Origin of the sequence: Tardibacter chloracetimidivorans (assembly GCF_001890385.1) — a bacterium.
GTDB lineage: Bacteria > Pseudomonadota > Alphaproteobacteria > Sphingomonadales > Sphingomonadaceae > Tardibacter > Tardibacter chloracetimidivorans.
Map to the genome: position 1 here is coordinate 1,768,967 of NZ_CP018221.1, position 25,132 is coordinate 1,794,098.

Below are 25,132 nucleotides of genomic sequence, written 5' to 3' on the forward strand. Positions count from 1 at the left end.
CCGTCCCCAAACTACAGCGCTATCCGACCGGGAAGACAGGCGAACAGAACTGCATCTGAACTTAGAAAATCTGCGCCCAATTCTCTTTGGTGTCTATTGAGCCAATCTTTCGATTTAGTAAAATCTGGTTGTACCATTGATAGATGTTTCCAAAAGGCCTTGCTATGTGACCGATGCCGCAGGTGCACCACTTCATGCGCCACTACATATTCCAGCACCTTTCGGGGCGCGAATATCAGGTGCCAGTTGATGAGCAAGTTGCCTTCCGGGCCGCATGATCCCCAACCGTGGGCGAAGTCGGCGATGCGGATCGACCGGGGGACGAGGCCGAACCGATTGCCGAAATCGGCGGCGATCTCCTTCACGTCGCGGCGGGCGCGTTGCTTCAGCCAGTGCTGCAACTCGCTGGCGACAAGGTGGTCGGCCTCCTGTCCGGCCCAATGCGGCAAATCGACGATGAAGCCGTTGCGGTAGGCGATGGCGATCCGCTCGGCATCGGTGCGGCGGACGGTGAGCGGCATCTTACGACCGCGATAGGGTATCTTCGATCCGGTGATGAACCGGGGCACGGCGTGCCGTGTCGCGGTGATCCGCTCCATTTCTCGCACAGTGTTGAACACCCACTGACGCTTGCGCTCCAGAAAGCCTGCGATGTCGTCGTCGTTGTCGCTGGTCAGCGCCAGCACCTCGACATGGCCGGGCGTGATGGTTATGCGGCGTTCCGACGCCGTCGGCGACCGGCGAAGCTCGTAGGGGATTTCCTTCCGGCCAATCTGGAGCGTCGGCATCAGGCCCCGCCCCCATAGGCGTGGATGGCAAACTCCTCGACCTTCTCGCGAATGGTCTTGGTTTCACCGATGCCGTGCTCGCTCAGGATCCGGCGGACTTGCTGGCGCAGACTGCGCAGGTAGGCTTCCATGTGCGCGAACGCGGGCTGGGTCGCGGCGGCATCGACATAGACCGCGCCGATGGCAATGGCCGCGCCCTGCACGGTTCCATGGTCGGCCTCCGGCACAATGGCTTCGATGATGCGCAGGATCGAGAAGGCGTTCTCGTCCATGCCAAGCTCGGCGTGCGCGCCCTGCTCGGTCTCGATGTCACCGGTCAGCCCCTCGAACTCGCGCAGGCCATCGGCGGCGGCAAGCTGGCCCTCCTCGAAGCGGCGGATGATCTCCAGCACCCGTTCGGAGAAGCGACCATACTGAGCCGGGTTCTTGTCCACCAGTTCGCGGGTCGTCCGGCGAAGCTCGGCAGACTTGCGGACGAACGCCTCCTGCAACTCCGGCTCGACCTTGCCCTCGATGGCGAAGTCATCAGCGAAGTTGGGGTCTGTGATGTTGCGCAGCCGGATCGTGGTCGAGAGGCCAATGACATGCACGTGCGCCTCCAGCATGTCCCTGATCTTGGCCGAATAGCTGCGGTGGTCGAGGCTCTCGTCCTTGGCCATGGCCTGCGTTGCCAGCCGCAGGAAGGCAGCAGCCCATTTCACCTCGGCGGTAAAGTCCAGGATCGCGGGATCGGGCGACAGGTCGGCATAGACCCTGATGAAGGTCCGGGTCAGGCGCTGGAGGTCGAACCAGTCATCTTCTTGCCCGCATGCGGCCAGCTTGGCGGCGGCGTAGGCAGCGGCCTTCTCGTCCATGCCCTCCAGCCCCATAGCGCGCTTCTGCGCGCGGTAGCTGGCGTGGGCTTCCTTGAGGTCGTTGCGCAGGATGGCGATGTCGCGCATCGCGTGCTCGACATCCTCGGAGCGATAGGACGCCAGCGCCTCGTCCAGATGGCTGGTGACGCCGATGTAATCGACGATCCGCCCGTTGGGCTTCTCGATCTCGCCCCCGTCTGGCTTCTTGATTGTGCAGGTGCGGTTGGTCCGGGCGATGGCTTGGAGGAGGTTGTGCTCCTTCAGCGGCTTGTCGAGATACATGACATGCTCAAGCGGCGCGTCGAAGCCGGTCAGCAGCTTGTCACACACGATCAGGAAGCGCGGGTCTTGGCCGAACGCCTTGAACCGCTTCTTCACGTCCTTCTCGGCATCGTCATCGAGGTAGTGCGCTTCCAGCCCGGCGCGCAGTGCGGCAAGGTCCGGGTTCTCGCTCGGTTTGTTGTCCTCTTGGCTCTTGGAATAGACGCAGGCGATCATGGCATCGGCCTGTTCCTGCGCCTCACCGGCCTCCATGCCGCCGCGCACCAGATCGGCGGCGATGACTGCGGAGAGCGCGGCGCGGTAGAGGATCACCGCTTCCCGGTCCACGACGACAATCTGCGCCTTGAAGCCGTCCGGCTGGCAGACGGTCTTGAAGTGCTCCCAAATGTCCATCGCGATCAGCTGGATGCGTTCCGGGTGCTTGGCGATGGTGGCCAGCGTCAGGCCCTTGCGCTTCAGTTCATCGCGCTTGTCGTCGGGCAGGTCCACGAACCAACGGTCGAACAGGATGTCGATCTCGGCCTCGTTGATGGCCCAATCGGCTTTGCGGCCTTCATAGAGGATCGGCACGGTCGCGCCGTCGCGCACCGCGTCATCAATGCCGTATTTATCGAGATAGCCTTCCCCGGCGATGGAGAACCGGGCGTAGGTGTCCTTGTCGGTCGATTTGATCGGCGTGCCAGTGAAGCCGTAGAAGTGGGCAGCGGGCAGCGTCGCAGACAAGAACGCACCCAGGTCCTTCTCCTGCGTGCGGTGGCACTCATCGACCAGCACGATCCAGTTGGCGGAATTGGGGATCGCCTCTTTCGACCCGGCGAACTTGAAGATGGTGGAAAGCAGGATTTGCCCGTTGCCGCCCCGGTTCACCGCCTCGCGCAGCGCCGCCACCGATCCGCACTGCGTCGGGTTGGGCAGGCCGCAGGCGACAAAGGTCTTGCTGATCTGATCGTCAAGGTCGATCCGGTCGGTCAGCACAAGGATGTTGGGGTTGGCGAGGCTCGGTGCGTCGAGCGTCAGGTGGGTTTTGAGTTTCAGGGCGAGGAACACCATGGTCAGGCTCTTGCCCGAACCTTGCGTGTGCCAGATCAGGCCCTTGCGGTGCTCGCCAGATGCAACCCGTTGCACCGCCTTGTTGACGGCGCGGAACTGCTGATAGCGGCAGACCTTCTTGATCTTGTTCCCCTTCTCGGGGTCCACCTCGAACACGATGAAGTGCGCCAGCAGGTCCAGCAGGCGCGTCGGTTCGCACAGGCACCAAAGGTCTTTGGTGAAGTCGTCGGGGAACTCATTTCGGTGGCGCGGCCATGCGTCGGGCCATGGGGCATAGAACTGCGAGGGCGCGCCGGTCGCGCCGTAGAGCGTCGCCATGCCATCGGTGACGAGATTGAAGGCATTGGGGTAGAACAGCCGGGGGATGTCCCGCTCATACTGCTTGATCTGCTCGAAGGCTTCCTCGGCCTTGGCCGTGGCCTTCAAGGGGGACTTGGCCTCGATCACCACCAGCGGGATACCATTCACGAACAGCACCACGTCCGGGATGCGCGGGCGCTGCGTGGCGACGCGGAACTGGCGGGTCGCGTGGAAGGCGTTGCGGCTGGGGTTCTTGAAGTCGATCAGCGCAATCGGGCTGTCGCGGTTCTCGCCGGACAGGCGGCGGGAATAGGCGCCGCGCAGCTTGCGCTGCCACTCCTCGTTGTCGGACAGGGTGGACAGGTCGTTATAGATCGCCTCGGCATCCGCCGCGCCAATGCCGTTGATCGTCCGCAGCGCGTCGATCAGAACGGGCTTGAGGATGACGCGGTTTTCCTCCTCGCGCATCGCCAGCGCCTGCGCCGGGGACAGCACCTGCCAGCCCATCGCTGCCAGCACGTCCAGCGCGGGCTTCTCGGCGAGGCGGTATTCGCTCATTCAGGCACCCGAACGCGACCGGAGAGGAGGTCGGACGTGATCGCAGCTTTGATTAATCGCAGGCGCTCCAGCGATGCAGCGTGCCACTCTGCAACAGCCATGAAACCATCCATGGTTGCCGCGATCTGATCTTGCTCTGCCCTTGTAGGCAGGACGATTTGCAACGCCTTGAATGTCGGCATGTAGATCGTCTTGTGTGTGCTGCCGCTGGCCAACGCCTTCCATACTGGTTGCATCCAGCGCATTAGATGCAAGAGATAGCGGTTGTTCAACTTTGGTGAGCAGATGAAGTTCGCGAAGTCTTGGCTTGTAGCCATTGACTTGGCCATGATCACGCACTTGCCGACCGTGGCCGTTCGCGAAAAACATACAGTGCCCGGCGGCAACAAGCGGGCTGACGAGTTTGCCAACCCGGCCTGCGTGATGCGCATTTCGGTCTGCTCGATGTCGGAACGCTCAAGGTTCTGTGTATCGTGAAGCGAAATCCACTCGACGTCGCCACCGTCCCAATACTCGGGCTTCTTCCGGTCAGGCGTATGCCCGCTCTCCAGCCGAGCGATATCGACTAACCTAACAATCTGCCAACCCGCTGGAAGGCGGTGAACACCGTCTATCTTGCCGGTCGTCCAGCCGTTGACTGCCAGACTGTCCGCAATGAGATTGCCAGACTGGAGGAATGTCGCGAAAGCAGCAGCCTGTGCTGCAACCGCAGCGTCATAGGTCGTCTGTGTTGCCGCAATCGCCTCATCCACCGACCGCAGCACCTCGGCGATCCGCCGCTGCTCGTCGAGGGGTGGAAACACCACATCGACTGCATGGACGTCATTCCGATTGAGCGTGGGGACACCCGTTCCCGTTGCGTAATCTTTCATAGGGAAATGCTGCAGGAAATAGTAAGTGAATTCGGGATCGGAACCCTTGAAGTCACGCACATACAACGTGGTATTCAATGGCCAATACGCCCCCTGCATGAAGCTCACGTTCCCGATGGTCCCTGAACGACCAGTAACAACGCCGGGACCGGCAAGAGGTGACTGATTATGCCACCCAACCTGCCCATTCGAGGCGATCACCGGAACAGTGCCCGGCTGACGATCCTGCACCGGGAGGTCGTGGCCACGCTGAAGTTGGAAAAAGTCTAGGACATGCCCCAATGACCAATCGTCCGGCACCTCACCCGACATAGCCAAGCCTCTTGAGGTGCCCGAACATCACGGCTTCCGCTTCGTTGCGCTTGGCGATCAGGTCTTGCAGCTTGGACACTTCCGCCGCGACATCGACCGCCTCGGCATCCGCGCCGGTCTGCACATAGCGGCTGATGTTGAGGTTGTGACCGTTGGCGGCGATCTCCTCGACCGGGACCACACGGGCCAGCTTCTCGACATCGGCGAAGGCATGAACGGCTTCGGCCAGCCTGCGGACATGTTCATCGGCCAGGAAGTTCTGCGCCTTGCCCGGCTTGTAGGTGGCATCGCCATTGACCATCAGCACCTTGCCGCGCCGCTCGGCAGGCTTCTTCTTGCGGCACACTAGCAGGGCGGCAGGGATGCCCGCTCCATAGAACAGGTTGGGGGCAAGGCCGACCACCGCCTCGACCACGTCTGCGGCCAGCATGGCCTCCCTGATCCGCCCCTCGGCCCCGCCACGGAACAGGACGCCGTGCGGAACCACCACCGCCAGCATCCCGACATCCTTCAGGCTGGCGAGCATGTGCTGGACGAAGGCCAGATCGCCATAGCCCTTGGGCGGGCAGCCATAGGTGTCGCGTCCGAACGGGTCGCCGTTCTGCCAGACTTCGTAGCCCCACACCTTTTCCGAGAACGGCGGGTTGGCCAGCACCCGGTCATAGGCCCCGATGCCTTCCACGAACTCGCGCGCCTTGGGATCATACCGCTTGGGGGACAGGATCGTGTCGCCCTTGGCGATGAAGGCGTCGTCCACGTTGTGCAGGAACAGGTTGATTTCGGCGATGCCCCACGTCGCGAAGTTCTTCTCCTGCCCATAGAGCGACAGGGTCCGGGCATCCTCGCCCCGGTCCTTCAGATACTGCACCGCCTCCAGTAACATGCCGCCCGAACCGCAGGTGGGATCATACACCGACATGCCGGGACGCGGGTCGATGATCTCGACCATCAGCCGGACGATGGAGCGCGGGGTATAGAACTCCCCGCCCTTCTTGCCCGCGCCTTCGGCGAACATCTTGATGAGGTAGAGGTAGGCATCGCCCAGCATGTCGGCTGGAACATCGGCATTGCGCAGCCGGTGCTTCTCGAAATGCGACAGCAGCTTTTCCAGCAGGGCGTCAGAGAAGCGATCCTGATTGGCGAAATCCACATCGCCGAACACGCCGCGCAGCCGCAGGTTGGCATCTTCGATAGCCGCCAGCGCATTGTTGAGCCGCTGGCCGATCAGCGTGGACTGCTCGCGCACCGCCTCCCAGCGATGTTCCTTGGGGATGTGGAAGCGGTGCTCGTCCGGGTCGGCAGCTTCCTCGCGGTCGCCGGTCTCCGCCAGCAGGGCCTCGAACTCCTCATCCCACACGTCGCACAGGCGTTTGTAGAACAGCAGGCCGAAGATATACTGCTTGTAGTCCCCTGCATCGACCGTGCCGCGCAGAATGTCCGCCGCGCCCCACAGATGCCGTTCAAGTTCGGCCTGCGATAGCTTCGCCATTGACCCCCCAATGTTTCCTAGCGCTTACCCGAGCGTCGAGCATCTTGTTCCTAAGCGGAGACCGGCCGCCAATCAACGTCGCAAGATTATGAAACGGGTTGCACCGAGTAGGACCAATTGCGAGTCATCCGCAAAAAAATCGGCGATTTTTGACAGATCTGTCCAGCTACGATGGCTCTCACGCGCGCGCGGCGAACCCTTCAGCGCTGGTGCACGTCACATGTCATTGCGCAAATCAGCTCCATGCTGTCGAAAACGGCGCTCGACGTTGCGGACCGTCGCGGGATGCCATGCACCGCCGCGTGCCGTGCGGATGCCTCGCGCAGCGAGCGCGTCGGCAATGCCTTGGAGCGAGTGAATACCTGATCCTCGGATTTGGAGAATGAGGGGACCAACATTTGCGCAAAAATCATCGGCGGCCGATTGGATGGAAAGTCGAGCTTGCGCTCTGGCCGCTGCAATGTCTGGATTGCCGAGACGGGCACCCCTGGACTTTGCCGCTGCGAGGGCGACGCGCGTTCGCTCTCCGATCAGGTCGCGCTCATGCTCTGCGAAGGCGCTCAAAACGTGGATCATGAGCTTGTTGGCGTGCGGATTATCGACTGCCACAAAATCCACACCAGTTTCGATCAAGCGGCTCATGAAGGATACGGTGCGTGACAACCGATCCAATTTGGCAACCAGAAGCGTGGCCTTCTTTCTCCGACAGAGCGAGATTGCCTCCTCAAGAACAGGCCGATCGGAACGTTTGCCGCTCTCAACCTCCACCAACTCGGCGGCAATCTCTCCGCCGCACAGTTCAACATAGCGCCGGATGGCCGAACGCTGGGCGTCGATGCCCAAGCCTGACGCGCCCTGCCTTTCGGTGCTTACCCGAAGATAGCTTACGAAGCCGTTTTTCATCATAACTGATCCGTTTAAGACCTAAATGGACATTTAGATTTTATACGAACGTGCCAATCCTTTACCAAGCAATTATCAGATACATCTATCAGCAATCGCTTCTGGTAAGCCGATAAATTCCTCCCCCTCGCGTCGTGCTTCAGAAGGGGGCACAGGCACCGATGTGAGCGCCGTCTAACCAATCCCCCCGGGACAGGCCGGGAACGGCTTCTATGGGCCTCCTGAGGCCGCCAGCAACCAGATCGAAGGGCGGGGGCATGCTGAATGCTGTCCGGCACCTCCTGGAGGCGCTGCTCGGCCCACGGTAAAAAATAATCTGAACCAAGCTGGCGTTGAGGGACTATAGGGCAAGGCACCGCCGCGCCAATGGTAGGCCCATCGACAGCCGTGTGTTTTTGCCGGGTGAGAGATCTGATTGATGATCTCCCTGATCCTTCCCGGTCTTCACAATCCGAGCCGACAGGCGAGGGATGTTCTTCTCTTGGTAAACCTATTGAATGTTTACCTATAGAAAGGGTGTCAATTTGGCACCCCCCCGGTGTCAATTTGACACCCCCTACGAGGTACTGGAATACCCTTCTCTCGGGACCGGCAAGCGGCCACATTGAAGCGCGCAACCGGCTACAAAGCCCAATCAGCAATTGGTCATTTGGCACCGGGCTCATCGTCTACCGACAAACGGTGGGAAGTTTACATATGCAGCGGCATGATCATCGAATAGATATCCCATGCTTGGCTGGGTCAAAATGCCCTTAGGATACCGCCAACTCATAATCTTGCGTTCCGGCTGCTCACGCCACTGGATGTTGAATGCGCCAAGACGGGGGTAAAAACACAGGTAGGAGTATGGCAGATGGTCATGGACAAACCACGCCATTGCGCGCCAGTCTCCGCCATTTTCAAGGTAATCGACGAACCAAGGGATGACGACAGTTGCGGTAGCGCCAATCCGGCCTTCTGCGTCTCGTGCATCCCAAATGTGCCCGGCATAGTTGTAGGCGTTGCTTGCGCAGCCCAGCCGGAGGCGGTGCCCAAGGGCGTTGAGTTCTCGGGAGCGATAGCCAGAGCGAACGCACACCTTGCCAAACGTGGCATGGAGAGGTTCGAGAAGCTCGCGGCAAAGGCGAGTTCCCGCCTCGATCGCCAGGTCAAGATCGTCGGGCCGGTTCACAACGCCAAAGGCCGCCGCGATTTCGCTATGCAGGAAATCCCGGAAGAAGAAGTTGGGCGAAAGCCGAGTGCGACCGATGTCCTCAAGGTACCGAGAAAGCTTTGCCCTATCGTGCATGCCATGACCTCCATTGCTACGATATTATAGCAAATTCAGTCACTTAATCTTAAAATAAACTCACGTTCAAATTGCGTGCGGTTACAAGCGGCTCGGCTATGGCTGGAACTCAATCGCGTCAAGCGGAGCCCAAACCTCTACGCCGCCCGTGAGCCTTACCCTGACAAAGCCTGCTCGCGTCACACCATCAGCAAAATTGTAATAGCGACGTTCCAGTTCCGGCCCCGTCGTTGAGTTCGGTAACACATGGGAACAGGCTGGCTCATAGACCATGCTTGCCGCCTTGGCATATTCACCGGCCTCGTTAGCCCTCATCGAAGCAAACCATGTTTCGACGTCCCTGCACCACCAGCCTTCCTCCTTCGCTCTCCCGCCACCTGACCTTGGCGACGTCGGCGAAACCGCCTGCTCAATCCGCGAACTGAGGGATTGGGCTAGTGGTGTGTTGGCACCGCCTTTCAGGGCATATTCTTGACCAAGTTGAAGCAAATCCCCAGCAGTGATGTTGAGTTCCTGAAACAGCGCAGAACCGCTCCTCCGATCGAGTTCTTCAACATTCAGCTTCCATCTATGATATCGGCAGCACGAGCTAAATCCGACGCGCAGAAACTCTGGATTGCGCCGAAAGCCGTCCAGTTCCTCATAGAGCAGCTTCATCCGTTTCGCAGCACCTGACAGTCCAGGCCGCGATGCAATATGCTGCTTGTCCTCATCACCCGGAGCAGCAGCGGCGGTCAGGGGCTCGCGCGTTACACTTCTGGTGACGGCATTCGGTTCAGAGCCGGGCGTAGGCGTGTTGTTGAGCGAAGACGCGTAGGCCAAGCCCCAAACGAACGCCCAGCCGAACCCGATCAATCTCGCAGTGGTGCTATGACCCTGTCTCAGCAGGAACCACGCAAATACGACTGGGAGAAGCGCGATGCCCGCTGTCAAAGGCAATCCGACTGTGCGCTTCGCACCCGCTTCCGGATTTTGCTGCTCCTTCTTATCCTTGCGCTGAGCGGTGCGGGTTAAGGCTAACGTCTGCTCCTCCGACTTACTTTCTGGCACGCTCTCATGCCCTACGCTCTGCTCAACCTCCCGCTCGAGAACGGCGGGCTCCGGAGGTTGCGAACTTCCTACTCGTTCAAAATGGACTAGATTGGCGTGGCTGGTCGACGGCAACTGGCCGCTGAAAATCGGGCTGGTCAGTTGCCGCACAGCCTCGACAAAGGGGCGTGTTTCTGCCGCGGCCAAACGATTTATCGTCGTCTTATGGCCAGAGGTGAAAATGGAAATCTCGCCAAAGGCCAATCCGGACGTAAATTCGATCGAGGTTATCTGATCAAGAGCAAAATGTTTGACTGCGAGCCGAACCAAGCCCTTATGCAAAAACATCAAGCGCCGTTTCGTGGCTACCAAAAGGCCGTTCTGTCTGTTTGAAGCGCCCTGAATGGCTGCAATGATTTGCTCATTCTCCTCTAGGATTGCTGGAAGTTCTCTGATCTCCGATTGCACCAACCAAGCGTTGGCGATGTTAAACGTCTTTATCTGGTCACTGATCTCTTGATGCGTAGGCACGGGCTCACCCCCCTTTGAATCGTATCATGTGTGCACATGCAAATTTTGCGCAAGCAAAAACGACACGATTGGGGGACAGACTGATGGCCTGTCGTGTGGTTCATCCCCCGGATGAATGCCGTACAGCTCCTTGGCAAAAATGTGCGCAATTTGCGCTCACAGCGGGGCTTGTCGCAGGAGGAGTTGGCGCTGGAAACCGGGATGAAGCGAAGTTACCTCAGCGATCTCGAACGGGGAACGCGCAACCCTACTGTAAGAGCATTGGATCGTCTCGCCACGGCGCTACAAGTTCCGCCAGATCAGCTGCTCCGACCAATCGAGTAGCGGGGCTGTTTCGATATCTCGCGCAGTGACACCTCCGGGAACGTGTCGCCATAGGCTTCACCGACTGTTCGGGGCGAATGGCCTTGGATCACGTCGCGGATTTCAGGATCCATATTCGCAAGACGCGCTTGTGTTTTGAAACGATGCCGCCAGCCGTGGTTGGGCAGGACCGCCGGGTCACTTACGCCAAGCTCACGGACCCATCGTGCGAGATATTCTCCAACCTTCTTGGCTTGGGGGTTGCCGCTTGATCCACCCCGATAGCGCTCAGGGTCGTAGAATAACGGACCTTTCCGCTTGGCGACAGCCGCCGGGAAACCCTGCTCGATCAAATCAGGGTGCAGTGCCACGGTCCGGGCCTGATAGCTCTTCGTGCTGCCAGCCTCCGGCGTGATGCGAATGACCCAAACATCGCGGACCTTGAAAACGTCCTCTGCGCGCAGCTGCGTGACCTCATTGACCCGTGCGCCCGTATAGGCGCAAATCCATGGAACCCACCGCCGAGCCAGTGCACGCTGATTGCTAAGCTTTTTGGGCGGTGTGGTCAGGGTAGCGGCGAGGATGGTCTGGGCTTCGGCATCGTTCAGCCCCTTCTCCCGCACGACGGCGCGGCGAGGGACCAGAACGGTAACGCGTTCGGCAGGATTGCCCCGCACTTTCCCGTTGTCGTTCCCCCAGCGATAGACCGTCTTTATGACTGAGAGGTAGGTGTCCTTTACAGTCTTTGCCGACAACGGGTTGCCCGCCGCGCCACCCCCGGTCAGCAAATGTTCCTTCCATGCGACGACATCAGCCGTAGTCACAGCCGAAGCGTCTTCATGACCTAGGTAGGTGACAAATGCGTCAAGCTGCCTTCGCCATGCCTTGATGGTCGCCGGGGCTGGATCGCGTTCCTTGACGTATCCGTCGAAGAGGGAACGCAATGTCACCGCTCGTCTAGGTCTGGCTCGGTCCTGCATCTCGTCGAGTCGATATTCGTCGGGGGCGAATGTCTGATCTCCGATAACCCGTGGCGCACCGATGATGTCCTGCTCTTCCCGGCGGCTGGCTTCAATCTGGGCACGGCCAACCACCCTGCGGAGGTTGCGGTGCGCCGCCGAACGCTCATCGAAATACCAACCGCGCTGAGCCTTGATGGCCTGAACGATCCACTCGTTCATCTGAGAGCGCGTCGGACGTCCGACCATTAGCCCGGCTTCCACATCCTCGCGATAGCTTTGCAGTTCGCTCAGGCGGGCCAGCGCACTGGTCTCATCTTCCGGTGCGATACCCTGCCGGGCAAATCGCTGCATGCGCTCGGCGAGCCAGTGCCGGACCACGGCTTCGATTTCGATCATGGACGGATCGGGCTGAGTCGCGCTCGGGTCGTCACGCACACCGCCATGCGCAGCCAACCGCAGTTTGCGCTCAAAACTTTCAAGGTGAGGCTGCATTGCCAACCGCGCTTCGGCGATGCTCGCGGCCTTCAACGTGACCTGCACTTCCGACGTGCCAAAGGCGGTACGAACGCGATCCGGGACGACCCGGCGAAAGACCCATGCCGACCCCCGCCGGTAGAGATAACGATGATCCTTGATCCGCTGCATCAAGCCCCCTGCTGAGCAAATTTTGTAGCAAACTTTGTAGCAGAGTGCACGAATAAGCGCCCGTTTTGCAACGGGTTTCACCAAATCAACGACTTAGGGAAGCGGTGGCGGAGAGGGGGGGATTCGAACCCCCGATACAGTTGCCCGTATGCCGCATTTCGAGTGCGGTGCTTTCAACCACTCAGCCACCTCTCCGCAATTGCCAGGTATCTGTTCCCGCGCGGGAACGGCTGAAAGCGTGGGCCGCATAGCCCAGCGTCCCCGGCTTGCCAAGTGGTGCGCGGCGAAATCGCCATTGAAAGCCGGATTCCCCATCCTAATTAGGTATAAACCGTGCCTATCCGCTTGACGCATACACCCACTACATCTAGTGGCTGCCTTGTGGCGCGCGCCTGACTTTTCCTGCGGCTTGGTGCCACCCAAAGCGGTTGTAAAGGGTGGGGATTGTGGACGTTCTTGACCGCGACAAGCTGCCGTTCCCGAAATCCCTCCCGAGTTCCAGCGGCTTTTCCCGGATGATGGCGCTTGCGCGTCCTGGCTTGAAAAAGCTCGCTGGCCTGATGGATTTGCGTGCCCACGCTGTGGCGTCGTCGGCGATCCGTTTCGTTTCACCACTCGGCCTGTCATCCTGATGTGCCGCTCGTGTCGCCGTCAGACCGGCCTGATGGTCGGCACGGCCATGGAACGAAGCCACATCCCGCTCAGCGTGTGGTTCTGGGCCGCTTACCTGGTTGCGAGTCAGACGACCGGCATATCTGCCGTCCAGTTGCAGCGCCAGCTTGGCCTGACCCGGTACGAGACGGCCTTTGGCCTGCTCCATAAACTGCGCGCCGCGATGGTGCGCCCCGATCAGGATCGGATCGGCGGGCAGAGCGGTCAGCATGTCGAGGTCGATGAGACCTGGATCGGCGGGCGAACGCGCGGCGAAGGCCGGGGAACCCACCACAAAACGCTGGTGGTCGCCGCCGTCGAAGTTCGTCACCGGGAGCCTGGCACTGGCCAGGACCGCCGCCGGAACGGACGCTATGCCGGAAGGGTTCGATTGGCCATCGGTGCAGACCGCAGTGCCGGTGCCCTTGGTGGCTTTGTACAGAGCGCGGTCGAGCCGGGAACGCTGGTCATCACCGATGATTGGAGCGGCTATAGCGGGTTGCAGGGCGGCGGTTACGACCATCACGCCATCGCCCAGTGGCGACCCGGAGGTGTCCGAAGAGTTCCTGCCATCGTCCATCTGGTGTTCTCAACCTCAAAGCGTGGCTCAACGGCATCCACCACGGCGTCAGCACCAAGCATCTGCAAGCCTACCTCAACGAGTTCACTTCCGCTTCAATCGCCGCTTCTACCCGTTCAACGCCTTCCGATCCCTCCTCGGGATCGCCAGTGATATCGAGGCGCCGACCTTTGCCGACTCTACTCAGGCCAATGGACCCACCATACCATATCTAGTGGGTGTATGCCTTAAGCGGATAGGCACGGTATAAACATGTGTTACAGTAGCGTGACGGCCCAGCCAGGGCCCAGGAGTCGAGATGAAGGAGTTACAGAAGGCGGTTGCGGCGGTGTCTCCCATAGCGGTTCGGTTCGCGGTTGGAGATGTGGTTCGGCACCGGCTGCTTTCCTTTAGAGGCGTGGTTTTCGACGTGGACCCCGAGTTCGCCAATTCGGAAGAATGGTGGGAATCGATTCCGGAAGCGGTTCGCCCGGCAAAGGAGCAGCCCTTCTATCACCTGCTGGCGGAGAACGAAGAAAACAGTTATGTTGCCTATGTGAGCCAGCAGAATCTGGAACATGACGACAGCGATGTGCCGGTCCATCATCCGGCGATCGATCAGCTGTTCAACGCGTTCGAGCAGGGACGTTACGTCCTGAAGCGTGAGCACAAGCATTGAAGAAGGCAGGGCCTTCGGCGCAGGGGCCGCACCGGTCCTGCCCAGGGCCTTTGCGTAAATCGGCAGTTTCACAAAGGCGGGAAATCCGAAACCCGTCACTAAATCGGTATGTGCAAAGGGGCGGATATCACTTATATTCTTTGACGTAACTTAGCGGCGGTAGAGACATGTCTCCGAACGACGATCTGTTTACAAGCTTCTCCCGGACTTACGAATCCCGCCGGCAGGCGGAGATGCCGCTGGCCGATTATCTGAAGGGGTGTCGAAGCGACCCCATGATGTACGCCAGCGCCCCTGAACGCCTGCTGGCGGCCATCGGCGAACCCACGATCATCGATACGGCGAAGGACCAGCGCCTGGGCCGCATCTTCATGAACCGGACGATCCGGTCCTACCCCAGCTTCGCCGAGTTCTACGGCATGGAAGAGACGATCGAGAGGATCGTCAGCTTCTTCCGCCACGCATCGCAGGGGCTGGAGGAGCGCAAGCAGATTCTCTACCTGCTCGGCCCCGTCGGCGGCGGCAAATCCTCGCTTGCCGAGCGGCTGAAGGCGCTGATGGAGGTGAACCCCATCTATGTGCTGAAGGCGGGCGACGAGGTCAGCCCCGTGTTCGAAAGCCCGCTCTCGCTGTTCGACCCCGAAGAGATGGGCGAACGGCTGGAGGACGATTATGGCATCCCGCGCCGCCGCCTGAGCGGGTTGGTCAGCCCCTGGTGCCGAAAGCGGCTGGACGAGTTCGGCGGCGACATCTCGCGCTTTTCGGTGGTGCGGATGATGCCTTCGCGGCTGCGCCAGATCGCGGTGGCCAAGACGGAGCCGGGCGACGAGAACAATCAGGACATCTCCTCGCTGGTCGGCAAGGTCGACATTCGCAAGCTGGAGACGCTGTCGCAGAACGATCCCGACGCCTACAGCTATTCGGGCGGCCTCAACCGCGCCAACCAGGGGCTTCTCGAATTCGTCGAGATGTTCAAGGCGCCGATCAAGATGCTGCATCCGCTGCTGACTGCAACGCAGGAAGGCAATTATATCGGCACCGAAAACATCGGCGCCATTCCCTTCAGCGGCGTCATCATGGCCCATTCCAACGAGTCGGAATGGCAGAATTTCAAGAACAACAAGAACAACGAAGCCTTCATCGACCGCATCTACGTCATCAAGGTGCCCTATTGCCTTCGGGTGACCGAGGAGCGGCATATCTACGACAAGCTGGTGCGCGGGTCGGAGCTGGCGAAGGCGCCCTGCGCGCCCGGCACGCTGGACATGCTGGCCCGCTTCTCGGTGCTGTCGCGGCTGCGCGAGCATGAGAACTCCAACCTCTATTCCAAGATGCGCGTCTATGACGGCGAGAATCTGCGGGAGGTCGATCCCCGGGCCAAGAGCCTGCAGGAATACAAGGACGCGGCCGGAGTCGACGAGGGCATGGAGGGTGCGTCCACCCGCTTCGCCTTCAAGGCGCTGTCGGCCACTTTCAACCACGACACCAGCGAAATCTCGGCCGATCCGGTGCATCTGATGTATGTGCTGGAGCGGATGATCCGACAGGAGCAGCTTCCGGCCGAGACCGAGACGCGGTATCTGGAGTTCCTGAAGGCCGAGCTCGCGCCCCGCTATGCCGAGTTCATCGGCAACGAGATCCAGAAGGCCTATTTGGAATCCTACCACGATTATGGGCAGAATCTGTTCGACCGCTATGTCGCCTATGCCGACGCCTGGGTGGAAGACCTTGATTTCAAGGACCCGGACACCGGGCAGCTGCTGGACCGCGAGCTGATCAACCAGGAACTGACCAAGATCGAAAAGCCCGCCGGGATCGCCAATCCCAAGGACTTCCGGAACGAGGTCGTGAAGTTCGCGTTACGGACAAGAGCCAGCAATCACGGCAAGAACCCGTCGTGGACGTCCTACGAGAAAATCCGCGAAGTGATCGAGCGGCGGATGTTCAGCCAGGTGGAAGACCTGCTGCCCGTCATCAGCTTCGGTTCGAAGAAGGACAGCGAGACCGAGAAGAAGCACGATGAGTTCGTCGAGCGGATGATCGCGCGAGGCTATACCGAACGGCAGGTCAGGCGACTGGTCGAATGGTATATGCGCGTGAAGCAGGCAGGCTAAGGAGGCGTACCGGCCGTTCCATGCACATCATCGACCGCCGCCTCAATCCTGGAGGCAAGAGCCTGGCCAATCGCCAGAGGTTCCTGCGCCGGGCCAAGGCACTGGTCCAGCGGGCGGTGCGCGAGAGCCTGAAGGACCGCAGCATCAAGGATCTGGACCAGCAGGGCGAGGTATCGATCGTCCAGGGCGGCATCCACGAGCCGAGGCTGCACCGGTCGCGCGAGGGCGGCGATCATGATTACGTCTTTCCCGGCAATCGCGAATATGTGGAAGGCGACACCATTCCCCGGCCCAGGGGAGCCGCCGGCGGCGGGGGTTCAGAGGCGGGTACAGGCGAGGGCGAGGACGAGTTCCGCTTCGTCCTGACCCGCGAGGAATATCTGGATATGTTCCTCGACGATCTGGAACTGCCCGACCTTGCCAAGCGGCAGATCACCAAGACCGAGAATGAGGGCGTCAGGCGGGCGGGCTACACCACCAGCGGGTCGCCCGCGTCGCTGTCGATCACCCGCACGATGCGCAATTCGCTCTCCCGCCGCATCGCGCTGAAGCGCCCTTCCAGCAGCGAACTGGAAGCGCTGGAGGCGGAGATCGCCCGGCAGGAAGAACTGGAGGACCGCGACGAAGCCGCGCTCGACGTGCTTCGCGCACAGCGGGACGCGATCCTCGCCCGCCAGCGGCGGATTTCCTACATCGACCCCATCGACCTGCGCTACCGCCGCTATGAGCCGACGCCGCGCATGGTGACGCAGGCGGTCATGTTCTGCCTGATGGACGTTTCCGGCTCCATGACCGAGCATATGAAGGACCTCGCCAAGCGGTTCTTCGCGTTGCTCCACCTCTTCCTGACGCGCAACTACCGCTATGTGGACGTGGTCTTCATCCGCCACACCGACCGGGCTGAGGAGGTGGACGAGCAGACGTTCTTCTACAGCCGCGAGACCGGCGGGACTTTGGTGTCGAGCGCGCTGGACAAGATGCTGCAGGTGGTGGCCGAACGCTATCACCCGTCCGACTGGAACATCTATGTCGCCCAGGCGTCCGACGGCGACAACATGGCGAGCGACAATCCACGCGCCACCAGCCTGATGCGTGACGGCATCCTGCCGATCTCGCAATATGTCGCCTATCTGGAGGTCGGGCGGGACGGCGATCCGATGGCGCTTGGCACGACGCCCCGGCAGACCGATCTGTGGCGCGCCTATGAAGGCGTCGCCGACGCCGACCGCCGCTTCGCCATGCGGCGCGTCCATCACCGGCGCGAGATCTATCCGGTGTTCCGCGAGCTGTTCCGGAAGCGCGCCGCGCGCGAGACGGCGGGTCAGGCATGAGCGGAGCCGGCAAAGGCTTGCTGTTCGACGGCAGCGACTGGGATTTCGACCTCATCCGCCGGGTCCACGAGGCCGTGGCCGAAGTGGCCGAACGCACGCTGAAGCTGGACACCTACCCCAACCAGATCGAGGTGATCACCGCCGAGCAGATGCTAGACGCCTATTCGTCCACGGGCATGCCGCTGTTCTACAAGCACTGGTCGTTCGGCAAGCAGTTCGTCCATCACGAGCTGCTCTACCGCAAGGGCATGCGCGGGCTGGCCTATGAGCTGGTGATCAATTCCGACCCCTGCATCAGCTATATCATGGAGGAAAACTCCGCCATGATGCAGACGCTGGTGATCGCCCACGCCGCCTATGGGCATAACCACTTCTTCAAGAACAATTATCTGTTCAAGCAATGGACCGACGCCGACGGCATTCTGGATTATCTGGAATTCGCCAAGGGCTATATCATGAACTGCGAGGAGCGTTACGGCCATGACGCGGTCGAGCGGCTGCTCGACGGCGCGCATGCGCTGATGCACCAGGGCGTTCACCGCTATCCCCGCTCGCAAAGCCGCGACCTGAAGGAGGAGGCGCTGCGCGAGGCCGAACGCCATGCCTATCAGGAAAGCATCTTCAACGATCTGTGGCGCACCCTGCCGCGCGGCGAGCAGACCTCCGCCATCCCGGCCGCAGCGGCGGAACGGCAGGCGCTGCTCCATCTGCCGCAGGAGAATATCCTCTATTTCCTTGAAAAGACCGCGCCGCGCCTCGACGCCTGGCAGCGCGAGGTGCTGCGCATCACCCGCGTCATCGCCCAGTATTTCTACCCGCAGATGCAGACCAAGGTGATGAACGAGGGCGCGGCCACCTATGTCCATTACCGCATCGTCACGACGCTGCACGACGAGGGGCGGCTGAGCGACGGCGCATACATGGAGTTTTTGCAGACCCACACCAACGTGGTCTACCAGCCGATGTTCGACACGCCCGGCTATAACGGCATCAACCCCTATGCGCTGGGCTTCGGGATGATGACCGACATAGAGCGCATCTGCACCGATCCCACCGAAGAGGACCGGGAATGGTTTCCCGATATCGCCGGATCGAAAGAGCCGATGGAGGTGCTGAAGCACATCTGGGCCAATTACCGCGACGAAAGCTTCATCGCCCAGTTCCTCAGCCCGCACCTGATCCGCAACTGGCGGCTGTTCCATCTCGTCGACGACGAGGACGAGCCTGCGCTCCGCGTGGACGCGATCCACAATGAACGGGGCTATCGCAAGGTGCGGCGCGCGCTTGCCCGGCAATATGACATCGGCTGGCAGGAGCCGGACATCCAGGTCGTGGATGTCGACATGGCGGGCGACCGCCACCTGATCCTTGAGCATAATGTGATGAACGGCGTGCTCCTTGCGGAAAGCGACGCCGACCAGGTCCTGCAGCATCTGGCCGACATCTGGTCCTATGACGTCTGCCTGAACGAGGTGGACAGGGCGACCGGCAAGGTGTTGAAGGAGCATCGTGCCAAACCGCGTCATCAAGCCCGGTTCTGACGGAGCCGGGACGCAACACCGCCGATGAACGAACTGGGTCCGCTGCGCGACCTTGCGCTTGCGCTCGGCATCGGGCTTCTGATCGGGGTGGAGCGCGGCTGGAGGCTGCGCGGCGAGGCGGACGGAAACCGTGTCGCAGGCATCAGGACCTTTGCCCTTCTGGGCCTGCTGGGGGGCATTCTGGGCCTTATCGCCAACCGGCTGGGCCTGCTGGCGGCGGCAGGCGGGCTGGGCGTGGTCGCGATCATCGCATTCGGTTATCGCGCCGGGCTGACCCGCGACCCGGCGGACCGGTCCGCAACGGCGGCGATCACCGCCATATTGACCCTCTTCCTCGGCATGCTGGCGACGCTGGGCTACACGACCGTGGCGGTGGTGTCGGCGGGCGCGACGGTGGTGATACTGGCGCTGCGCGAGCAGCTGCACGGCTGGCTCAAGACGCTGGACCAGACGGACATGCATGCGACCGCACGATATGCCGTGATCGCGCTGATCGTGCTGCCCCTCCTCCCCGATCACGCCTATGGCCCCTATGCCGCATGGAACCCGCGCCAGCTCTGGATGATGGTGGTTCTCGTCACTGGCCTCTCCTTTGCGGGATATGTCGCGGGCAAACGGCTGGGCGCGGCGCGGGGCACGCTGGCGGCGGCGGCAATCGCCGCGACCGTATCGTCGACGGCGGTCATATCCGAGCTGTCGCGGCGGCTGCGCAACCCGGAGGAAGACGCAGCGGTGCTGAAGGCGGGAATAGCGGCGGCGTCCGGCGTCATGTTCCTTCGCGTGCTGCTGCTGACGGCGATTCTCGCAACATCCGCCTTTCCCACGTTCGCCTTGGTCATCGCGCCCGCCGCTCTGCTCGCCGTCCTGTGGGCTGTGCCGCTTGCCCTTCGCGCCCAGGGGAATGCAGGCAAGGCCCTGCCCGTCCGCAATCCGTTTGAAGTCCTGCCCGCCCTTGGATTTGCGGCCGTCGTCGCCGTGATGGTGCTTGCGTCGAGATGGGCGATCGAGCGTTTCGGGGATTCCGGCCTTGCCACGCTGCTCGCCCTGATCGGCCTTTATGACGTCGATTCGGGGATCATCACGGTCGGCAATCTGCCGTCCGGCGCGCTGTCGCCCCATATGGCCGGCCTGCTTCTGATGCTGCCTGTTATCGTCAACACGGTGCTGAAGGGGGTGATAGCCATCGTCTTTGCGGGGCCGTCTCGTGGCGTATCCGCCTCGCTTCCGCTGATGGTCGCCGCCGCCGTGGCAGGCGCAGGCCTCGCTGTCGGCTGGCTGCTGCTATAGCTTTCCGGTCTGGGCGAAGGCCAGGGTGATCGATCTGGCGAGCACGTCACGGCTATAGGGTTTTTCTATCACCAGCGCGTCGGCCGGCGCACCAATTCCGGCGCGGCCATATCCAGTGGCGTAGATGCAGGGGATGCCGCGTTGGGCCAGAAGGGCGGCGATCGGTTCGCTCCTTTCCCCATTGATGTTGATGTCGAGAATGGCGACCTCGCAGTCGACCGCCTCTGCAAGCTGGAGACCAAGGGCCAGATTGGACGCCGACCCGGCAAGCGCACAGCCCATGTCCTCCAGCATATCCTCCAGCGCCATCAGGATCAGCGGTTCGTCCTCGACGACGAATATCTTCCGGCCGTTGAGCACCGTCATCCCTGACCCTCCGTGAGAACGGCGTCCACCACGCACTCCAGCCCCTCCGGCTTGAACAGAATCTCCGCCTTTCCGCCCAGTTCGGCGGCAAGGCCGCGTTCGATCATCCTGGTGCCGAAGCCGCGCCGGGCGGGTGGCGTCACCGGGGGTCCGCCACGCTCCACCCACTTCATCCGCAAGCGAATCTGGCCGTCTGCCCGCATCACATCCCAGCCGATATGCACTTCTCCGCCTGGCGTTGAAAGCGCGCCATATTTCGCTGCGTTCGTGCAAAGCTCATGGACGGCGAGCGCAAGGGTGATCGCCGTCTTTGGCGGGATGGTGACATCCGGGCCCTCGATACGGACCCGCTCGTCCGCGCCGCTGTGGGGCTTGACGACGTCCCGCACGATCTGGGTCAGCGACGCAGGCGACCATCTGTCGCGCACAAGGATGTTGTGCGCGGTGGACAATGCGGACAGGCGACCCTGAAACACCTCGCTCGCCGCTCGGAGCCGGGCGTCTCCCTTGAACGTCTGTTGCGCCATCGCCTGCACGATCGCCAGCGTGTTCTTCACCCGGTGATTGAGTTCGTCGATGAGCAGCCGCTGATGCTCTTCGAACTGGCGCGCCTCCGTCACATCGCGGGCAATCGCATGAAGACCCGTGGGCTGGCCGCTGGCGTCCGTCATCAGCCGGGAATTGATCTCCCAGATCAGCCTGCGCCCGTCCTTGGTGTTGACGGCGATCGTATGCCGCGTGCTGCCGCCGCGCTGCACCTTCCTGTTGAGCATCGCGGTCGTCTGTTCAAAACCGTCCGCGCCGACGAAATGCGCGAAGGATTTGCCCAGCGCCTCTTCCTCGGTATAGCCCAGCGCCGCGCACACCGCCGGGTTGCACGACGTCACCCGCTGATCGAGATCGGCGGTGAAGATATAGTCGTTCGCCTGCTCGAAGATGGTGCGGAAGCGCCACTCGCTTTCCTGGAGCGCGGCTTCGGCGTGCTTTCGCTCGGTGATGTCGAACGAGACGCCCAGCAGCCGCGCGCCCTCCTCGCCGCCATTGCCGAAGCGGCTGCAATGGCTCTGCAACCACCGCTCCTCGCCCGTGTCGGCGCGGAAGATGCGATATTCGATGTTGAACGGCACGCCCTCCATCAGGCACCGATCGACCGCGCCGCGTGCGAGTTCGACATCCTCGGGATGGACCCGCCCGATCCAGTCCTCGAAGCCGCCGCGCAGATCGGGCGTTCTGGCAAAGCCCAGAATGTCGAAGCGGTTGGGCGACCATTCGCCGCTGAGGCTGCTTGAATCCAGCTCCCAGGTCGCCATGCCTGCGCCTTCGATCGCGAGCCGCACGCTTTCGGCGTTCTTGCGAAGCGTTTCCTCCGCGCGCCGCCGCTCGGTCACATCGATCGAAACGGCGAGCACACCATAGGGTTCGCCATTCGCCCGGCGGCTGACGGAAACCGAATTGTTGACCCACACGGCCGAACCATCGGGGCGGACATATCGCTTTTCATGCGCATAGGGCGTACCCTCCACGACCGCCCTCTGAAATACGATCTTATTGCGGGGCCTGTCGTCGGGATGGGTGATGTCGAGCAGGTTGAGCCCCAAAAGCTCCTCGCGCGTGCGGCCGACGATCTCGCAGAAGCGGTCGTTGACCGCGGTGAAGACGCCATTCAGATCCACCTCGCTGAAACCGGCCATGGTCTGCGAGATGAACGCCGCAAGCTGCTCCTGATACTCCCGCATGGCAAATTCGCTATCGCGCATCTCCCGTCCGATCCGCACCGTGACCCAGACAAGCGCGAGCGCCGTCATCGGCGCGAACAGCGAAAAGCCGAACTCCACATTATAAGCGCCGACGCCCACGCCAAGCATCAGCATAAAGCCCAAGGCGATCGGCAAGATCGCCGCGACCGGCAGGAAGCGGCTGAGCAAGGCCCAGGCGCTTGGCGACCCCGATACCTCGCGGAGCCAGCCTGTTTCCGGGTGGGTCATGAGCGCGGCGGCAACCGCGACCAGAAGGCCGATCGCGGTGTGGATGGCGATCGCCGTATAGTCGTTTATCAGCCAGAAGGTCGTGCCTCCGAAGGCATAGCCCGCCGAGGCCACGAAAGCGACGAACCCCGCATAGGCAGCCAGCAGGTGCGCGACCATGAGCCACACGCTCTTCCTCGCCAGCGAGAGCAGGAGGATTGCCGGGCCAAGCCCCATCCAGGCGGTGGCGGTGAGCGGCGACATGCGACCCGGGAAACCGGAACCGGTCAGCGTTCCCTTGTCGGGCAGGAAGGCCTGGTCGATGCCGATGTCCGTGTGCGCCAGATATTCCACCATGGTGAGCAGGCCGAGCAGGAAGGCGGCAGCGCCGCAGCTGACCGCAATCACCGCCGCGCCCGACTCGCGCCTGCCCGCCGCTGCAAGGCCGAACCCGACCAGAACGAAGCCGATCGCGGTGTTCACCTTCATCGTGGACTGGCCGGGAATGACCGATTTCAAGGTTTCCATGCCAAGGGACCAGCCGATCAGCACCAAAAACCCGAGCACGACCAGCCCACCGCACAGGGCAAGCCGCAAGGCATCCCGGCCGGTTCCGATCCTTCCGATCCCGCTTGTCGTCCTAACCGGCTTCAGGGCTTGCCTCCAGAATGGATCCTGACCCTAGACCGCGCCGGAACGCTGTCAATCTTCTCTGCAATTCCCTGTGATGCATCTCAGGGAGCAGCGCCGCCCGCCACCGGCATGACGACCGGGACGCGTGAATCCTTGACGTCGTCCCGCCACCGGACCGACCCGAACGGCCGTTCAAGCATGCGCCGAATCTGGATCGGCCCCGATCCAGAATGAAACGCCTTTATGCGCTCCTGCAATTCCCGCTCGGCGCTTGTAGGCCGATTGCGATGCCGCAGGAAATCGGTCCATGTGGGAAAATGGAACCGCTCTATCCAGAGCTCCGGGTCTGAAAGATCGCGCGCCAGCGCCCATCCATAAGCGCCGTTGCGCTGGCGACTGAGCTGCAGATCCTGCATCACGCCATAAAAGGCGCGGGCCCGGTCTCGCGGAACCCGGTATTCAATTTCTATCACGATCGGCCCGCTGCGACCGGTAATGTCGAGTTCGACTTCAGGATCGGCCAGATCGAGGCCCGCCTCCTCGGCCGGGGAGAAATCGGCAAGCTTGAGCCAGCGCCCGACGAACGCCGCCAGCAAGGTCGCTCCCGCCGCAACAGTGATCGCTTCGCTCACGCCCCAGGTTTCGGCAGCCTGTCCCCAAATCCAGCTGCCGACGGCAAGCCCGCCCGCGACCGCCGTCTGGAAGGCGGCGAGAACACGGCCCGCCACCCAGCGGGGGGACATCGTCTGCACGCCGATGTTGAAGATGGTGACGCTGACCATCCAGGCACCCCCGGCGGCCATCAGCGCCAGTCCCGTCAACCACGGCGAGGCGCTGAACGCGACGACGAACGAGGCAAGTCCCAGGAGGACCACCCCGCCGGTGACCGATGCTTCGGCCCCGGGCCTGCTTCTCAGCGGCGACACGCAGAACGCGCCTATGACCGCGCCGATCCCGTAGCATCCAAGCATCAGGCCGAAGAGCCGTGCATCTCCCCCCAGCAGATCGCGGGCGATGAGCGGCATCAGCGCAAGCAGCACCGATCCGGCGAGACTGCTGATGATCGAACGGACGATGATCGGTCTTATCGATGGCGAATGCAGCACATATCGCCCGCCGGAAATAATCGCCCGCATCAGTTTTTCGGGCGGCAGCCGCGATGGCTCCTGAACCCGCCGCCACAAAAGAAGCGCAACGATCATCGGCAGAAAGAAGATCGCGTTTACCAGAAAGGCGGCGGTCGCGCCTGCCGCAGCGACGATGAAACCGCCGATTGCGGGGCCAAAGCTGCGCGCGACATTGTAGCTGATGCTGTTCAGCGCCACCGCCTCGCCAAGGTGGGCGGGCGGCACCTGCTCTGCGACCGATGCCTGCCACGCCGGGCCGAACAGCGCCACGCTGCAGCCGATGGTAAAGGTGAAAGCGAGGATCAGCCAAGGGGTCAGCACGCCGACCGAGGCCGAAAGGGTGAGACCAACTGCGCCGGCAAGGCCGATCAATATGCCCGTCATCGCGACCTTGCGGCGATCATAGGTATCGGCGATCGCGCCGGCGAACATTGCAAAGAGCATGAGCGGCAGCACCGAGGCGGTCTGCACCAGCGCCACCATATCGGCCGCCGAAGTGAGTTCCGTCATCGCCCAGGCCGCGCCCACGCCCTGCACGAGCAGGCCGAAGTTGGAGAACAGGCTGGCCGACCATGTCCTGCGGAACACAGCGACGCGCAGCGGCGCCAGCATGGCGTTTGCGCTCAACTTACCGACGGCTGATTTCAACTGACGCTCCCTGCCAGCCAGATGGCGCGCAATCGGCGCGATGGCAAACGGATAATCGTCTCTTTC

The 25,132-nt window shown here is 61.8% G+C and carries 17 protein-coding genes, 1 tRNA gene and 1 pseudogene; 7 read left to right on the forward strand and 12 right to left on the reverse strand.

The genetic code is table 11. From position 1 onward, the window contains the following. Positions 1 to 11: 11 nt before the first annotated feature. The 7 genes from BSL82_RS09170 to BSL82_RS09200 form a co-directional block, all read right to left on the reverse strand. Positions 12 to 788 carry a M48 family metallopeptidase gene (locus BSL82_RS09170; RefSeq protein ID WP_072597025.1) on the reverse strand — a complete coding sequence of 259 codons (777 nt, stop codon included), beginning with the start codon at positions 786 to 788 and terminating at the stop codon, positions 12 to 14. Next, on the reverse strand, positions 788 to 3,832 hold the full coding sequence (locus tag BSL82_RS09175; RefSeq protein WP_072597027.1) for a type I restriction endonuclease subunit R: 3,045 nt from the start codon (positions 3,830 to 3,832) through the stop codon (positions 788 to 790). The genes BSL82_RS09170 and BSL82_RS09175 overlap by 1 nt, the downstream gene beginning before the upstream one ends. Continuing rightward, positions 3,829 to 5,016 carry a restriction endonuclease subunit S gene (locus tag BSL82_RS09180; protein ID WP_072597028.1) on the reverse strand — a complete coding sequence of 396 codons (1,188 nt, stop codon included), beginning with the start codon at positions 5,014 to 5,016 and terminating at the stop codon, positions 3,829 to 3,831. The genes BSL82_RS09175 and BSL82_RS09180 overlap by 4 nt, the downstream gene beginning before the upstream one ends. Next, positions 5,006 to 6,505 carry a type I restriction-modification system subunit M gene (locus BSL82_RS09185; protein WP_072597029.1) on the reverse strand — a complete coding sequence of 500 codons (1,500 nt, stop codon included), beginning with the start codon at positions 6,503 to 6,505 and terminating at the stop codon, positions 5,006 to 5,008. The genes BSL82_RS09180 and BSL82_RS09185 overlap by 11 nt, the downstream gene beginning before the upstream one ends. Positions 6,506 to 6,721: 216 nt before the next feature. Further along, positions 6,722 to 7,408 (reverse strand): recombinase family protein, encoded by a 687-nt coding sequence (locus tag BSL82_RS09190; RefSeq protein ID WP_072598708.1) that lies wholly within the window; start codon positions 7,406 to 7,408, stop codon positions 6,722 to 6,724. Positions 7,409 to 8,069: 661 nt separating this feature from the next. Then, a complete protein-coding gene (locus BSL82_RS09195) occupies positions 8,070 to 8,696 on the reverse strand; it encodes a hypothetical protein (RefSeq protein ID WP_072597039.1) in 627 nt (208 codons plus the stop codon). A gap of 96 nt (positions 8,697 to 8,792) precedes the next feature. Then, positions 8,793 to 10,256 carry a PH domain-containing protein gene (locus tag BSL82_RS09200; RefSeq protein WP_072597041.1) on the reverse strand — a complete coding sequence of 488 codons (1,464 nt, stop codon included), beginning with the start codon at positions 10,254 to 10,256 and terminating at the stop codon, positions 8,793 to 8,795. Positions 10,257 to 10,367: 111 nt separating this feature from the next. On the opposite strand from BSL82_RS09200, the gene BSL82_RS09205 reads away from it, so the two are divergent. Continuing rightward, on the forward strand, positions 10,368 to 10,580 hold the full coding sequence (locus BSL82_RS09205) for a helix-turn-helix domain-containing protein (RefSeq protein WP_072598709.1): 213 nt from the start codon (positions 10,368 to 10,370) through the stop codon (positions 10,578 to 10,580). Here the strand turns inward: BSL82_RS09205 and BSL82_RS09210 are convergent. After that, on the reverse strand, positions 10,556 to 12,247 hold the full coding sequence (locus BSL82_RS09210; RefSeq protein ID WP_226998693.1) for a DUF6538 domain-containing protein: 1,692 nt from the start codon (positions 12,245 to 12,247) through the stop codon (positions 10,556 to 10,558). The genes BSL82_RS09205 and BSL82_RS09210 overlap by 25 nt on opposite strands. 24 nt (positions 12,248 to 12,271) lie before the next feature. Continuing rightward, positions 12,272 to 12,361 (reverse strand) — tRNA-Ser (locus BSL82_RS09215). Positions 12,362 to 12,650: 289 nt separating this feature from the next. Between BSL82_RS09215 and BSL82_RS09220 the strand changes: the two are divergent. The 6 genes and pseudogenes from BSL82_RS09220 to BSL82_RS09245 all read left to right on the forward strand — a co-directional run bounded on the left by BSL82_RS09220 (position 12,651) and on the right by BSL82_RS09245 (position 20,328). After that, a pseudogene (locus BSL82_RS09220) lies at positions 12,651 to 13,612 on the forward strand (IS1595 family transposase). An 83-nt stretch (positions 13,613 to 13,695) separates the two neighbouring features. Beyond that, positions 13,696 to 14,055, forward strand: a complete 360-nt coding sequence (hspQ, locus tag BSL82_RS09225) for a heat shock protein HspQ (protein WP_072597044.1) — start codon at positions 13,696 to 13,698, stop codon at positions 14,053 to 14,055. 167 nt (positions 14,056 to 14,222) lie between these two features. Continuing rightward, positions 14,223 to 16,169: a PrkA family serine protein kinase gene (locus tag BSL82_RS09230; protein WP_072597045.1), complete on the forward strand. Its 1,947-nt coding sequence runs from the start codon at positions 14,223 to 14,225 to the stop codon at positions 16,167 to 16,169. A gap of 20 nt (positions 16,170 to 16,189) precedes the next feature. Beyond that, on the forward strand, positions 16,190 to 17,500 hold the full coding sequence (locus BSL82_RS09235) for a YeaH/YhbH family protein (protein ID WP_072597047.1): 1,311 nt from the start codon (positions 16,190 to 16,192) through the stop codon (positions 17,498 to 17,500). Then, positions 17,497 to 19,041: a SpoVR family protein gene (locus BSL82_RS09240; RefSeq protein WP_072597048.1), complete on the forward strand. Its 1,545-nt coding sequence runs from the start codon at positions 17,497 to 17,499 to the stop codon at positions 19,039 to 19,041. The genes BSL82_RS09235 and BSL82_RS09240 overlap by 4 nt, the downstream gene beginning before the upstream one ends. Before the next feature lie 24 nt (positions 19,042 to 19,065). Next, entirely contained in the window at positions 19,066 to 20,328 is a 1,263-nt protein-coding gene (locus BSL82_RS09245; RefSeq protein WP_072597058.1) for an MgtC/SapB family protein, read from the forward strand. Here BSL82_RS09245 and BSL82_RS09250 read toward each other — a convergent pair. The 3 genes from BSL82_RS09250 to BSL82_RS09260 form a co-directional block, all read right to left on the reverse strand. After that, a complete protein-coding gene (locus BSL82_RS09250) occupies positions 20,323 to 20,694 on the reverse strand; it encodes a response regulator (RefSeq protein WP_072597060.1) in 372 nt (123 codons plus the stop codon). The genes BSL82_RS09245 and BSL82_RS09250 overlap by 6 nt on opposite strands. Beyond that, positions 20,691 to 23,225: a PAS domain S-box protein gene (locus BSL82_RS09255; RefSeq protein WP_158010773.1), complete on the reverse strand. Its 2,535-nt coding sequence runs from the start codon at positions 23,223 to 23,225 to the stop codon at positions 20,691 to 20,693. The genes BSL82_RS09250 and BSL82_RS09255 overlap by 4 nt, the downstream gene beginning before the upstream one ends. 167 nt (positions 23,226 to 23,392) lie before the next feature. Next, positions 23,393 to 25,066, reverse strand: coding sequence for an MFS transporter (locus BSL82_RS09260; RefSeq protein ID WP_226998411.1), 1,674 nt, complete (start codon positions 25,064 to 25,066; stop codon positions 23,393 to 23,395). Positions 25,067 to 25,132: the final 66 nt, after the last annotated feature.